We start from the raw sequence: 13,438 nt of genomic DNA, 5'->3' as shown, positions 1-13,438 counted from the left end.
AAAGAGATCAATGCAGCTTCAAGCAAATCTGATTACCCCTGAAAGCTTCCGCCCCTTTGGACAAGTGATTCAAGCCTCTGTCGATGGCAAAACTTTCGATCGAGAAGATGCCCAACTTCACCTGCAAAATGGCATCCCCCGGTTCTACATTATGCGATTGCAGCATCGGGGGAGAACGTTTCATAAAATCACCCGTCATCAGCAATGCACGCAGTGTCTCGGCGCTTTAGAAGGCAGAGAATGGCTAATCGCCGTCGCACCTCCATCTGAAGCCGCTGCACCCGCGATCGCAGATCTGACTGCCTTCCGAATTCCCGGCAATTGTTTCATCAAGCTCGATCTCGGAACCTGGCATGCCGGACCTTACTTCGATAGCAATGTCGTTGACTTTTACAATCTCGAACTCAGCGACACCAATCTCGTCGATCACGACACCTGCGATTTGAAATCGACCTATGGAACTGAATTTGAGATTATTTGAGCCGAATTCCGGTCGTTTCAACCCCGATCGCGCCCTCGGCTCGCAGAGCAATCCAGACCAATCTCGCCAGCATGTGATCGTCTGCCACACTCCCGAGCAGAACCACAATCTTGCCGCGTTGCGTGACTCTGACACCTTCTAGCTCCTCAGAAGAAAATTCAGCTTGAAAAGCCTGTAAAACTCGTTTTGCTAAACCACTGTGGTCATATTCGCCAGTCAGACCGACTCGCTCAGGTGGAATTTTACTTAAAAGGGAGGATGTCATAGTTTCACAAAAAAATTGGGAATCACACGATTCGGACAAGGTGTCGATCGACAAAAATGATTGAACTTGCGCCCTGATCTTAGTCATCTCAGTCTGGTAGTAGGGGAGAGCCAGTGTTTTCACACTTGACAACATTAAAGGTTTCACAAAGTTTTTAGACAATCTACCTTCAGGTAGAGGTTTTTCTACTGAAATAATAATTAAAAAATGCCTGAAATTGGCTCAATTTCAGATTCAGATGGCAATTTCTCTACACAATTGACTAAATCGCCAATAGATGAAATTTATCTGTCCGTATTTCTTCGGAGCTATCCAATTCAAGATTCGTGAAGCTGAAATGAGCATGGACGCGATCCCCGAACGCTTCGGAACATCCTGATCTTGCGATCGATCCTCCTTTCAGCCTATGAAAATTTCACCGTACAACTTGTCGCATGTAATCGCCCCAGAGTTTTGCCGCTAAGCCACTATTTCCGTCAGTCGGCTTATTATCGTCGTTTCCGAGCCAAACCCCCGTGACAATCTTCTGACTGGGGACATAGCCAATAAACCAGAGATCTTTGTTGTCGTTGGTGGTTCCCGTTTTGCCCACTTCGCCAAGCCCGATCGCCGCACTGCGCCCCGTGCCTGATTGCACAACCCCGCGCAGCAATGTTGTCATCGTATTGGCGACTTCAGGCTGGATCACTTGTGCATTATTCTCACTATCTTGATCCGCCTGATAAATCACTCGACACGTCGAGATATCTTGACGATTTTGACAATCCCCACTATCGATAATGCGTTTAATCGTATGCGGACGATTCCGAACGCCTTCGTTTGCCAAGACTCCAAACGCGCTGGTCATTTCCAAAGGAGTCGTTTCACTCTGTCCTAAGACTAAACCCGGAACGGCTTTCAAGGTGGATTGCACGCCCATGCGCTGTGCCATCTGCACCACTTTATCTAAGCCCACATCTTGAGCCACTCGCAGCGCAACAACATTCAACGATTGAGCCATACCCGTATAGAAATCCCCACCGCCTGAACATCCCGCAAAAGTCTGTCCTCCCCAGTTTAGAGGCGCACAAGAGTAGGTGGTTCCGGGAGAAATCCCTTGTTCTAGGGCAGCGGCGTAAGCAAAAATTTTGAAGGTTGATCCGGGTTGACGTAGGGCTTGAGTCACGCGGTTAAATTGACTTTCTTGATAATCCACACCGCCGACCAGTGCCAGGACTGCTCCGGTTTTCGCATCGATCGTCACCACTGCGCCTTGAGAATATCCAGCACTCGCTCCGTTCGTTTCAACGCTATTTTTTAGACTGCGCTCAGCAGCGGCTTGCATTTTACGATCGAGTCCGGTTTCAACAATGAAATTCCCCTCTCTTGCCAATCGTCCGCCGAGCAAAGAATCCAGTTCATCAAACACTGCACTGTAGAAATAAGGCGCAATTGATCCCTGCAATTCTTGCCGTGCTTTTGGACTAATTTCGATCCGCGATCGACGAGCACGATCGGCTTCTTCTTGAGACACCATGCCTTGTTGTGCCATCCGTTCCAACACGCGATCGCGATATTCAACTGCCGCTTTGTAGTTGGTCACTGGGTTAAAACTGTTCGGCGCAGGCAAAATTCCCACCAGTGTGGCGGCTTCGGATAACGTTAAATCTTTAGACGCTTTACCAAAGTAGAACTGAGCCGCATCTTCAAATCCGTAAATCCCGCTGCCCAGATAAACTCGGTTCAAATACATTCTGAGCAGAAAGTTTTTGCTATAAACGGTTTCGAGTTTGAGTGAGACGATCGCTTCTCGAATCTTCCGAGCCGCCGAATCTTGCCGTCCCACGTAATCTGGAAAAACACTTCTCGCAAGTTGCTGAGTGATCGTACTTCCGCCTTCTCGAATCTCGCCGCCTCGAACGTTCGTAACGACCGCGCGAAGTGTCCCGATCGGATCGACCCCAAAATGCCAGTAATAGCGAGAATCTTCAGACGCCATAACGGCTCTCGGCAAGTAGGGCGAAAACTCCGAGAGATTTTGAATTTCAATATGTCGATCGGTTCTTGGTGTCCGCAAAGGTTGACCATCTCGCGAATTCACCACGACTGGTCCTTGAACCGATTCGGGCAACGGATAGACAGAAAATCTTTGCCACTCAAAGGCGATCGCTAACGTTGCGATCGCGCTCAGCCCACTCACCCCAAACAGTCCATATCGAACGGCTTTCAGATACCAGGGCAAGGGGTCTTTATACTGCACTCGAACGGCTGCCTCAAGTTCAGGCGGTCCAAGCGTAATAATGTCTCCGTTGTAAAGAATCGTCGATTTCAGCTTGCGTTTGCCGCGATACATGCCATTCGTTGACCCTTCATCGCGAATCACAAATCTCGATCGTGTAGGCAATCCTAAAAATTTCCGTTTGCGATCGCGCTTAATCACCGCATGAACTTGGCTGACCACGGGATTGCGCACCACAATATCGCAAGACTTAGAACTGCGCCCCACCGTATAGCGATCGCCCAAAAGCGGAAAAACTTGTGCTTTTGGAGCGTCAGCATCTTGAATCAACAGCTCTGGCACTCGCGCATTTGGCTTCAACTTCAGCTTAGAAAAGTCGATCCGCGTGAAGGTGGTCTTCACAGCTTGAGTGAGCGTGCCGAGGACGGTTTGGGAACGGCGAGGGGGCAGAGGCGGTTGAGTCATGCGGGGCGGGATCGGTAAGAACTGACAATATTCTAGTCAAAGTAGGGAGTGGGGAGTGGGGAGTGGGGGAAAACTGCCTCCCACTTTTCCAACTCTCTTCCTCTATTTCCTACTTAACTACTTATTGAAGGGATCGTGTTCCGCTAACATTCGTTCTAATTTCGCTTCATCGACTCGTGAAATGATTCGTTTCGCTTCGTGCATATCGCGAGTCGTCTTTGCCACGCTAAAGGTAGATGCCACTGTGAAAATCGTTCCCATACCGATGTAACCTTTCACCCAGCCATCAACCGGGAGATAACAAATCCCGATCGTCGTCGCCGACAGTGAAATCACAAACGATGCCCAAGACTGAAAAATCCAAGCGCTGCTGTGAGCTTGAGTGGAACTATCGTACTTTTGCATGGTGACCTCTAAATTCAAGAACGGTTTTGATGTCTCTAACGGTAGTGTTTAATTCGGATACGTAGGATAAAAAATAGGACACTCTCTAATTCGTCCTGTTTCGCCTTAAGAAGTCCGTAGAAGATGAAAGAAGCGACTCGAATCATCAAGACATTGTGACGAAATAGTAAAATATCCCAATTTCAGTTACAATTTGTCACAAATTTACGAACGGGCTAATTACACTTGAGTAGAGATCGGGCATTTTTGAACGAGGAGCGAGGGACAGCGATCGATGAGTTAGACACACGTTTTTATTACGGATTTTTGGCTCTTCGGATTGTTTCTGCCGTTCAGAGTGCGCTTTACGTAACTGCCTTCCCACATCAGCATTGTTGACAACCTATGGAACCTGTGACAACACCGCCCAAGCATCGTGTGGTTATTATCGGGGGTGGATTTGGGGGCTTATATGCCGCTCAAAGCCTCAACCGCGCCGATGTTGAAGTAACGCTCATTGATAAACGCAATTTTCATCTGTTCCAACCGCTCCTCTATCAAGTTGCGACTGGGACACTTTCGCCAGCGGACATTTCTTCACCGCTGCGCTCTGTGCTCAGCCGCCAGAAAAATGCTCGCGTTCTGATGGAAGAAGCGATCGATATTGATCCTGAGAATCATCAAGTCGTCACCAGACGTGGCACGATTCCTTACGACAGCTTAATCGTGGCAACGGGTGCAAGCCATCACTACTTTGGCAATGACCAATGGAAAGACGATGCACCGGGTTTGAAGACGGTCGAAGATGCAGTCGAAATGCGTCGCCGGATTTTCTCGGCATTTGAAGCGGCCGAGAAAGAGACTGATCCCGAAAAGCGCCGAGCGCTGCTGACCTTTATGGTCGTGGGTGCGGGTCCAACCGGAGTTGAGATTGCAGGCGCGATCGCAGAACTTGCAAAAGAAACGCTGAAGAATGATTTTCGGAGCATCGATACGACAGAAGCTCAAATTCTGCTCGTTGAAGGCTTGGATCGAGTCTTGCCTCCGTATCCAGCTGATTTGTCGGTCAAAGCGGCTGAATCCCTTGAAAAACTAGGGGTAACGGTGCGGACGAAGACCAAGGTGATCAACATTGATGGCGAAACCGTGACGTTGGAATACAACGACGAGCGGGAAGTAATTTCTGCCAAGACGATCATTTGGGCGGCTGGGGTGAAAGCCTCAGGCGTAGGTCGAGTGATTTCTGATCGGACTGGGGCATCACTCGATCGCGCTGGTCGGGTGATGGTTGAGCCGGATATGAGTGTTCCGAATCATCCAAATATCTTCGTGATTGGCGATTTAGCACACTGGGCAGATTCAGAAGGCAAACCGTTGCCTGGGATTGCCCCCGTCGCAATGCAGGCAGGAAAATTTGTTGCCAAATTGATCAAGGCGCGAGTCGAGAGCAAAGCACTACCCGTGTTTAAATACCAAGACTTGGGCAGCCTTGCAGTCATTGCACAAAATAAAGCCGTTGCGAATGTCGGCGGATTCCATCTGTCGGGATTCATCGCCTGGTTTATTTGGATTGTGGCACACGTTTACTTCCTGATCGAGTTTGATAATAAGCTCGTCGTGATGATTCAGTGGGCATGGAACTATATCACTCGGGCACGCGGAGCGCGGATTATTACAGGAGGGGTTCCAGCACCTATAGAAGCTCCACCTGCAAGACCCAGACAAGAAACTCCGGTCGAGGTGTAACCCGATCGATTGATAATAAACAGGCACAGGGTTAAACCCAAGTGCCTGTTTTTTTGTGTTTGTTCAGATGTCCCAACTCCAAAGGCTCGTGATTGTTGAATCTCAGGTCAAAGGTTCAATCGTTGCTTTATCTTCAGAACAGCAGCACTATCTTCAACGCGTGTTGAGATTGAAAAATGGCGATCGCTTTATTGCACTCGATGGCAAAGGTCAAACTTGGGCTGCCATTCTAGAATCAGATCAAGCCACATTGATTGAATCAATTCACGCATCATCAGAGCTAACAGTCTCGGTCACGTTGATGTTAGCTCTGCCGAAAACCGGATTTGATGACGTAGTTCGGCAAGTAACCGAACTCGGTGTCAGTTGTATCGTGCCCGTGATCAGCGATCGCACGTTACTCAATCCCAGTGGCAATAAACTCGATCGCTGGCGGCGCATTGCTCAAGAAGCTGCTGAACAATCCGAGCGGCAAATTGTGCCCACGATTTTAGAACCGTTGCCCTTCAAAACCGCATTAGATCTGCCAGCCGATTCAAAATATCTCTGTGCCGAGCGCGGCTCATCTCAGCATTTACTCAATTGTGAGTTGGGCAAATCGGTCATGATCGCGATCGGCTGTGAAGGAGGTTGGACAGCGCAAGAAATTGAACTGGCGATCGCAAAACAATATCAGCCTGTCACATTAGGAAAACGCATTTTAAGAGCAGTCACGGCTCCGGTCACAGCCCTTTCTCTGATTGCCGGAATGGTAGAAAGCCGCGCTGCGAGTGAAGACTAGAAGAGCAGATTTTCGCATTAATGTATGTCGCTGGATCAAATTGCTGCGGCGTTCGATCGTCGAGATTACAATCTTGCCGCTCGTTTGCTAAAAGAATTCCTCAAAGAATCACCTCAAAACCCTTGGGGGCATATCTACAAAGCACGTTTGTACGAAGTGTCAGAACATTTTGAAAATGCAACAGCAATCTACCAGCAACTGTTGAAAAATGTCACTCATCCGAAAATTGTGTCTCACGCGCGGCAAGGACTGCAACGCATTGAAGCTCGACTACAAGTTAAACGTCAACAAGCGATCGCAGCCGCCAAATCTGATCCTCAAAATACAGAACCGGGACTATTAATTCTCGAAGCGATCTCGCCTGAAATTCGTGCTCAAGCGGCAAAAGCTCTGGCTCAAATCATGAATTTGGATGTGTACACGGCTCGATTGCACCTACCAAATCGCGGTTGGAAGATTTATCGCTTAGGTGCGATCGGAGAAATGAATCTCTACACCGAACAACTCAGAGCCGCAAATATTCCGGCATTTTCCGTGACTGAAGCCGATTTACAACAGGTTTCAGTCTTTGAGGTGCAGTATTTTGAAGACTATGCGCCTCAAGCGATCGTGGTTTGTCAAAATCAGCAAGGACAACTAGGTTCACTGAGCTTTGATTGGTCAGAAGTGAGTCAGCGAGTTGAGGGACAGTTACCGATTCTAGAAAATGTAACCGATGTCATCCTAGGCAGAGAAGTTAAACGACGCAGTAAAGCAGAAACGTTGGACTATCTGCAAGTGTATGATCTGCATCTACCAAAGCGTCGTTGTATTCTGCGCATGTGTGATTGGCGCTATCAGTTTGATCAAGGGATTGAATTTGGCGCAATGGGAGATGCCACGATCGAACTTGATCAAGCGATGAATCGCCAGCACTGGAATAGCTTGAAAAACTTCCTAAATGAGCAGCTTCTCAAACAGCCGTTATGGGCAGATTTTAGTAGCTTTGGAGAAACCGCGATCGAGTTTCCAATGTTGCTCGAAAGGTTGCCTGCTCATGTGCAAGAGTACGATCACGCCCTTTGGAGTTCCGCCTTTCATCTCTATAGCAGTCTCGCTTTTAACCGTAATGCTCACCGATAGAGTGTGTGACAAAACTAAAAGCCAAGATAATGATGAACCATTGCGGCGCTTCCCATAAAGTTAGATCGTATTACCAGTAATCCAAAGCGGATGAATGGACAACCCTGCATTCGTAATCTCCGCCTTACTGTTCGTCGGGTAATCGAGCTACTGGCAATTTATCCCGATTGAGAAGAACTCAACATTAACCATTAACACCTACTGTCTAGCTCTCCATAACAAAGACTGGGATTACGTTAGAGAAAAATGTAATGAGGGAATTTTGAGGAAATCATGCAGAAACTGCGATTATGAATTCCCAATCCAACCTGACAGCGCTTGCCCAACAAGGTGATACAACTACGGCAATTTCAACTCTGATCAATCAGCATCTTCACCCACAACAGATTGAAGCAAAGACAGAATTGAAAGATCGTTGTTTAAAGATTGTTCTTGAAGGCACACAGGCTCCTGATCAGAAGACATCAGTAGAATTCATTCGTCAAGAGATTGCAAAATTGCAGAATTCTGAGATTGCGATCGTCAAAGTTTCTGGCAAGCAAGCAGACGAAGAGTTTCCTGACTGGCAGGAAGAATTTCAGATCGCTTCAAAACCAAGCACTTCAATGTTTGGATCAATGTTTGGCGCGATCGCAAGTGCAGCAAGTGCTGTCACTGAAACAGCGACCCAAGTCGGAGGAAGCGTAACTGGAGCAGTGGTTGGAACCGCAGGGGCGATTGGGAATGCGGCAACTCAAACCGGGCAAGCGATAGCAACTGGCGCAGTTGGGGCAGGTGGCGCGATCGCCAATACAGTCATGCAAGCTCCAGCAAGTGTGGGCTATCTCGTTGATGTCGTGAGTGATAGCCCTTTGCTGAAAGAAGCAACCAAAGTGTTAAAGATGGATTTGGTGCTGGCATCCATTAGCCAAGTCGATGTTGTCCGAGCAGAGGCGCACGTTGCACATCTCAAAGAGAAATATCCAAACGAAAAGCCTTACAACATTGCTCATCGAATCATAGTAGAGAAATCAATCTACGCTGGGGGCACAGGCTTAGCCAGTAGCTTAGTACCTGGAGCCGCAGCTGCGGTCTTTGTTGTCGATTTAGCAGCAACCATGGCTTTGCAAGCGGAGATGGTCTATCAGATAGCCTGTGCATATGGAATGGATCTGAAAGCATCGGAACGGAAAGGTGAAGTTGTAACGATTTTCGGGTTAGCACTTGGTGGACAACATGCGATTAAAGCTGGATTAGGTTTGCTGCGGAATGTACCCGTTGCGGGAGCAGCGATCGGAGCAAGCAGCAATGCCGTGATGCTTTATGCGTTAGGTCATGCAGCCTGTCAGTTTTATGAGGCAAAAATTAGTCAAACAGCCCTGCCACCAACGTTAGAAGACTTTCAATCTGCAGGTGAAGCATATCTAAAAGGCGCGATGGCTCAAGAAGTCATCATGGATCAGATTCTAGTCCATCTGATGGTTGCTGGGCAGCCGAACACAACCTGGCAGCAAATTTTTCCAGATCTGAAGCAAATGAATTTCAGCCCCGCTTCGTTAGAAGCGATCGCAGCCAATTTACACTCTCCACCTTCTCTAGAGACTTTGCTTGATCAAGTCAATCAGGATTTTGCTGTTTCTCTGCTCGCGCAATGTCAGAAAATTGCTCAGCTAGACGGTGTGGTCACTGCTGAAGAGGCAGGAATTATTGATCGAATCAATGAGAAATTCAAAGTTGAACTCTTCTAAATTTGCGAAGTATAAGTCTTGACTTCTTTGCTAAACGCCTCTACTCCCTGATGGTGATAGAGGCGTTCTCAGTTGTATATCTGCAAACAGCGATTCACTTAAAAAAAGCCTAATCTCTGAAGATTAGGCTTTGAGGCAAATTAGAACGGGGTGTAGTTGACTGAGAAGTAGAGTCCTTTCTCTTGTAGCGATCGCTTATCGCCCCCAGAAGACGTAATTGGAATCCCCCAATCCAGTCGAACCGACATACGATCGCTCTGTCGCCAAATCAATCCTAGCCCTGCACCTAAGAGCGTATTGGATTCAGGATTTGCGCTGCCAATGTTCCAGCCTGTGCCTAAATCAATGAAAGGAGCCAGTTGGAAAGTTCCGAGATTACGCGATCGGGCAATCGGAAACCGAAACTCAGCCGACAACAATGCCCCACTATCCGTTAACAGTGCATCTTGACGGAAGCCGCGCACCGTCATTTGTCCACCCAAGCCAAACTGCTCCAGCGGCAGCATCGAATCGCCCGAAAGTTGCACATCACCCCGAACTAAGAACAAGGTTTCAGGTGCAACTTGTCTTAGCCATTGACCTTGCCCCCGCCAAGAAAAGAAGCGACTATCAGGAGCGTTCTCGTTCACGGTCGCATTCAGCCAGTTGAGTCCTAAGCTAAACTGCGATCGCAACGCAAATACATGCTGCGTACTCCGCTGTGTATACTCCTGGAAAAATCGCAGTGCAGAAACTTTCGTGCGTCCCTCTGAGTCTGCACCCGGAGACAGTGGAAAGCCACCGATGCCATCTAACCCGAGTTCTGTTTGGCTTTCTTGACGAGAGAAAACCAATCCGATCGCTAAATCTTTAGTAGGACGTTGAAGTAACGGTTGACGAAACCCAAATTCGTAGTATCGCGATTTTGATTGAATATCAAGAACACTGAAAGGCTCTTCAATCACATTGTTACGACCGGAGCCATAGCTAAACCAGAGTGCCCCATTCCGGGCATTGACTGGAACTGTATAGTTTAAATCGATCGTATTACTGCCTCGCGTATTAGAGTAGCCAAACGTCAGCGCATCACCGAAACCTAGTAGATTACCTTCTCGCAGTTCTAACTTACGGCGGAAACTGCCAACACTAGGAGAGCGACCATTATCAAATGAAGTGCTAACGCTAAAACTATCTGCCTCTTGGACATCTACTTGCAGTAAGTTTGTGCCCGGGCGAACTCCCGATTGTAAATCCGCAGAAACGTTACTGATTCGTGGATCGAGACGAAGCTGCTGAAGATTTTCGAGCAAGCGAGCAACATTAAGCGGCGCACCTGCACCAAGCTGAATTCGCTTGCGAATGTAGTCTGCGTTTAATCGGTGGTTTCCATTGACTTTGACATCTTCGAGCGTCCCTTCCACAACTTGCACCTTGACAACCCCGTCTTCCATTGTTTGGGGTTCGATCAATGCGCCAGTGGTAGTGTATCCGCGATCCGTATAGAGCTTGGTGATGGCTGCTCGTGCTTGGAGCAGATCCGTAAAGGTAAGATCTCGCCCGACATAAGGAGCTGTTGCGGATTGGAAATCTTCGGGTTTGAAGATTGTGCTGCCTGTGATGTCAAAGCGATCGACTCGGAAAGTTGCAGTTGCAGTTTCGGTCGATTCTAGCTCTGGAAGCTTGGGTGCAGGGAGCACTTCAGGAGCCGACAATTCTGATGAGGATGTAGTTGAAGATGTAGTTTCGGATTCAGTCGAAGATGTAGTTGAAGGTGCAGTCGAAGATTTGGATTCGGTCGAACCTTCAGCAGGAATCTCAGCTTTAAGCTTTTCAAGATTTCTAGGGCGGGACGCTACGTTACCAACGTAAACGGCAAGGCTATCCGGTACATTTGCCAGAGCAATATCTTGGAAGCTTAAACCTGCCAAAGTCAGTACGCCCAGAAAATTCAAAGAAGCAAGCGTCCAGGGGGATTGGGAAGACATAGTAGTAACCTAGAGATGATCGACGGCGAAGCTGTTACCGGGATAGAAGTAGTATTCCCAGGAATAAAAGTCGGAAATCAACTCAAGGCTTTTACGCTACGATCGATTCCACAAATCCTCATCGGCAGCGAGTCCATAACACCAGAAGATCTTCCTGAGTCGGACGGTGGAAGGTCTAACTGTGTAATATTTTGTAAGTTTTTTAGGAAATTTCGGGGGCAGCGATGATGTTTTACCCGAAGACGAATCTGATTTTTAGGGCGAAGATTGATCCACGATCGAAGATTTTCGTTGACCAACGAGTTACAGTCGTCGTATACGGGTAATTTCGCTTCGCTTCAGTCGGCTTTTACTCCTGAAATTCCTCAAACATTCCAAAGTCAACGCAATGAATTGGAATTCAATTCTTTGGATTTGATCCCACAATCGCCCGAAAATCCCGTTCCAGCGCAGTGATTTTATTTTGAGCTAGCCGACCTGCCAAAGTCGTTTTCGGCAATTGATCTAATGCATCGATTGCTGATCGCCAATCTGCTAAGGCTCTGGCTCGATCGTTGCCTAACGCGCCATTATCGATCATCCGAATCGACTCAGCTAACCTCTGATTACTCTGCTCAAACCGAGTCTGAGCATTCTTCTCCTGAAATAGCTTTGCCTCCATGCGAGCGACCGTTTGACGGGCTACTCGAAACTCATTCGTCGTAAAACTACATCCTGCCGCATTACAGTAATCCTCCGGATCTTCTAGCAGTGAAACTGGCAATTGATCTAAATGCGTCTGTGCAGCTTTAACTTTCTCAGCCCCGAATTCGTGATCTTCAAACGCAGTGGCTTGGTTCACCAGTTGATCTGCCTGCTCGATGAGCGCGATCGCACTTCGATAGTGATGATGCATCGACATGTGAGTCGGCGCTAGTAAAAACGGAGCCTCTTTCAAAACGACATTCCGAATCCCCGGAATCGGTAAATTGGCAACGCCGACCGTCCCTGCACCCAATACGAGCAACGCCGTTCCAAACTTCAGTCTCGCCCAAAATTTAGAGGCAGGACGATTAATCTTGGCTGCTTGAGAGAAAACTTTCGGATTCGCTTGAGGAATCAAATCACTGATCGCAGCTTGTAACTCTGACTCCATCACAGGACTGCCAGTTTGTTGGCGCAGCTTTTCTAAACGACGAAGGGCAAGTTCAGCTTGAACTTGCCCAATCCCATTAGCACCAAGACACCGACGAATTTCGGTCTGGAGGAGGTTAAATGCACGATCGTTCAAACGCTTCATTTCAAGCTAAAACCAAACCAATACAGGCTTTAGAATTCCCGCCCAGAAGCGATTGAAACGCAAGAAGAAATGACGCTAATCCTGGATCAGCGTCACTGACTTAAGAGTTGGTAGCTTGAGTCGCCAACATCTGTTTGAGTTTTTCCAACTCTTGTGCCCAACGTGGATCGGGTTGAACCGAATCCGAATCGCCAGCAGGAGTTGTCGAACGGCGAGCTTTGTTATTGTTATTGCCGCCTTTACTGCGTTTTGCCGAAGATCCACCAGCATTTGAAGCTGCTGCTTCAGGTTCATCTGCCTTATCTTTGGTACGAGGCAACGCTTTCTCAATTTTGATCGCGTTGTCTTTGATGCTGACTCCGTTGTATTTCTCGATGAATTGATCTGCCAACTCATCAGTTTTGACGGTGACGAAGCCGAAGCCACGACATTTACCCGTTTTACGATCGGTGATCAGCTTTGCCGTAACGCCTTCCCCTGCATCCGCAAATGCAGCTTCGAGGTCTTGACGGCTTAAATCTTCGGGTAAATTACCCACATATAAACGAACTGACATATCGAGACACCTCCAGACTTGGAATCCGAATTAAGAGAGCGCTAGGGCAACATTCATCTAAACTAACACTCTGCCGTGATGGGCGAAGGATACGGCTGAATGACATTTCCGTTACCTCCCGCAGCCAACTTTGCCGCAAGTTACGATCTTACCGAAAACCTCTTCCGATGGGATTCAAACTGAACCCGGAAAGTTTAGGAATAACCGATCGCACTCAGTAGACTTAGTGATCACTAGAGGATTACAGGATCAGTAACAAGGTTACTGTGTCCCTTCAGGAGATGCGCCACTCTTAAAGGTATCATGCTCGTCTGTCAGATTCGAGTAGATGCTGCAATTTCCCTCTTGAGTTCTATGCCTTCTTGGTAGATTGTGCCGGACTGCTCCACATTAAAAACCAGCCGATCATTTCAATCGACTGGTTCAGCTTGCTGTGTTGGGAGGAGAAAA

The 13,438-nt window shown here is 47.9% G+C and carries 12 protein-coding genes; 6 read left to right on the top strand and 6 right to left on the bottom strand.

The annotated features are described in order from the left end of the window. The first annotated feature begins 10 nt into the window (after positions 1-10). Entirely contained in the window at positions 11-481 is a 471-nt protein-coding gene (locus tag J0L70_RS11575) for an ureidoglycolate lyase (RefSeq protein ID WP_287454645.1), read from the top strand. On the opposite strand, the gene J0L70_RS11570 is transcribed toward J0L70_RS11575, so the two are convergent. The 3 genes from J0L70_RS11570 to J0L70_RS11560 form a co-directional block, all read right to left on the bottom strand. Beyond that, entirely contained in the window at positions 474-746 is a 273-nt protein-coding gene (locus J0L70_RS11570) for a hypothetical protein (protein ID WP_144056127.1), read from the bottom strand. The two genes, J0L70_RS11575 and J0L70_RS11570, sit on opposite strands and share 8 nt — an antisense overlap. Positions 747-1,161: 415 nt before the next feature. Next, positions 1,162-3,429: a PBP1A family penicillin-binding protein gene (locus tag J0L70_RS11565; RefSeq protein WP_190651456.1), complete on the bottom strand. Its 2,268-nt coding sequence runs from the start codon at positions 3,427-3,429 to the stop codon at positions 1,162-1,164. A gap of 117 nt (positions 3,430-3,546) precedes the next feature. After that, complete coding sequence (locus J0L70_RS11560; protein WP_017285994.1) at positions 3,547-3,834, bottom strand: YiaA/YiaB family inner membrane protein; 288 nt, start codon at positions 3,832-3,834, stop codon at positions 3,547-3,549. 384 nt (positions 3,835-4,218) lie between these two features. Between J0L70_RS11560 and J0L70_RS11555 the strand changes: the two genes are divergently transcribed. The 5 genes from J0L70_RS11555 to J0L70_RS11535 all read left to right on the top strand — a co-directional run bounded on the left by J0L70_RS11555 (position 4,219) and on the right by J0L70_RS11535 (position 9,189). Further along, a complete protein-coding gene (locus tag J0L70_RS11555; RefSeq protein ID WP_287454644.1) occupies positions 4,219-5,559 on the top strand; it encodes an NAD(P)/FAD-dependent oxidoreductase in 1,341 nt (446 codons plus the stop codon). Positions 5,560-5,626: 67 nt separating this feature from the next. Next, complete coding sequence (locus J0L70_RS11550; protein ID WP_268182712.1) at positions 5,627-6,340, top strand: 16S rRNA (uracil(1498)-N(3))-methyltransferase; 714 nt, start codon at positions 5,627-5,629, stop codon at positions 6,338-6,340. Positions 6,341-6,364: 24 nt separating this feature from the next. Beyond that, positions 6,365-7,462 (top strand): tetratricopeptide repeat protein, encoded by a 1,098-nt coding sequence (locus tag J0L70_RS11545; protein ID WP_287454643.1) that lies wholly within the window; start codon positions 6,365-6,367, stop codon positions 7,460-7,462. Between the two features lie 39 nt (positions 7,463-7,501). Further along, complete coding sequence (locus J0L70_RS11540; RefSeq protein ID WP_353736635.1) at positions 7,502-7,633, top strand: DUF433 domain-containing protein; 132 nt, start codon at positions 7,502-7,504, stop codon at positions 7,631-7,633. A gap of 119 nt (positions 7,634-7,752) precedes the next feature. Next, positions 7,753-9,189, top strand: coding sequence for a hypothetical protein (locus tag J0L70_RS11535; RefSeq protein WP_287454642.1), 1,437 nt, complete (start codon positions 7,753-7,755; stop codon positions 9,187-9,189). Positions 9,190-9,329: 140 nt separating this feature from the next. Here the strand turns inward: J0L70_RS11535 and J0L70_RS11530 are convergent, their stop codons facing one another. The 3 genes from J0L70_RS11530 to J0L70_RS11520 form a co-directional block, all read right to left on the bottom strand. Continuing rightward, positions 9,330-11,153 (bottom strand): ShlB/FhaC/HecB family hemolysin secretion/activation protein, encoded by a 1,824-nt coding sequence (locus J0L70_RS11530; RefSeq protein WP_017286001.1) that lies wholly within the window; start codon positions 11,151-11,153, stop codon positions 9,330-9,332. 400 nt (positions 11,154-11,553) lie between these two features. After that, positions 11,554-12,432, bottom strand: coding sequence for a hypothetical protein (locus J0L70_RS11525; RefSeq protein WP_287454641.1), 879 nt, complete (start codon positions 12,430-12,432; stop codon positions 11,554-11,556). A gap of 100 nt (positions 12,433-12,532) precedes the next feature. Continuing rightward, positions 12,533-12,988, bottom strand: coding sequence for an RNA recognition motif domain-containing protein (locus J0L70_RS11520; RefSeq protein WP_017286004.1), 456 nt, complete (start codon positions 12,986-12,988; stop codon positions 12,533-12,535). Positions 12,989-13,438 lie beyond the last annotated feature (450 nt).

The sequence above is a fragment of the Leptolyngbya sp. UWPOB_LEPTO1 genome, from assembly GCF_017302695.1.
In the GTDB taxonomy this organism is placed as follows: domain Bacteria; phylum Cyanobacteriota; class Cyanobacteriia; order Leptolyngbyales; family Leptolyngbyaceae; genus Leptolyngbya; species Leptolyngbya boryana.
Note: the sequence above shows the minus strand (reverse complement) of the source record. Positions and strands in the feature narration are given on the sequence as shown.

Coding starts and splice junctions, on each gene's coding strand:
- J0L70_RS11575 (WP_287454645.1), top strand. CDS start 11: ATGCAGCTTCAAGCAAATCTGATTACCCCTGAAAGCTTCCGCCCCTTT.
- J0L70_RS11570 (WP_144056127.1), bottom strand. CDS start 746: ATGACATCCTCCCTTTTAAGTAAAATTCCACCTGAGCGAGTCGGTCTG.
- J0L70_RS11565 (WP_190651456.1), bottom strand. CDS start 3,429: ATGACTCAACCGCCTCTGCCCCCTCGCCGTTCCCAAACCGTCCTCGGC.
- J0L70_RS11560 (WP_017285994.1), bottom strand. CDS start 3,834: ATGCAAAAGTACGATAGTTCCACTCAAGCTCACAGCAGCGCTTGGATT.
- J0L70_RS11555 (WP_287454644.1), top strand. CDS start 4,219: ATGGAACCTGTGACAACACCGCCCAAGCATCGTGTGGTTATTATCGGG.
- J0L70_RS11550 (WP_268182712.1), top strand. CDS start 5,627: ATGTCCCAACTCCAAAGGCTCGTGATTGTTGAATCTCAGGTCAAAGGT.
- J0L70_RS11545 (WP_287454643.1), top strand. CDS start 6,365: ATGTCGCTGGATCAAATTGCTGCGGCGTTCGATCGTCGAGATTACAAT.
- J0L70_RS11535 (WP_287454642.1), top strand. CDS start 7,753: ATGAATTCCCAATCCAACCTGACAGCGCTTGCCCAACAAGGTGATACA.
- J0L70_RS11530 (WP_017286001.1), bottom strand. CDS start 11,153: ATGTCTTCCCAATCCCCCTGGACGCTTGCTTCTTTGAATTTTCTGGGC.
- J0L70_RS11525 (WP_287454641.1), bottom strand. CDS start 12,432: ATGAAGCGTTTGAACGATCGTGCATTTAACCTCCTCCAGACCGAAATT.
- J0L70_RS11520 (WP_017286004.1), bottom strand. CDS start 12,988: ATGTCAGTTCGTTTATATGTGGGTAATTTACCCGAAGATTTAAGCCGT.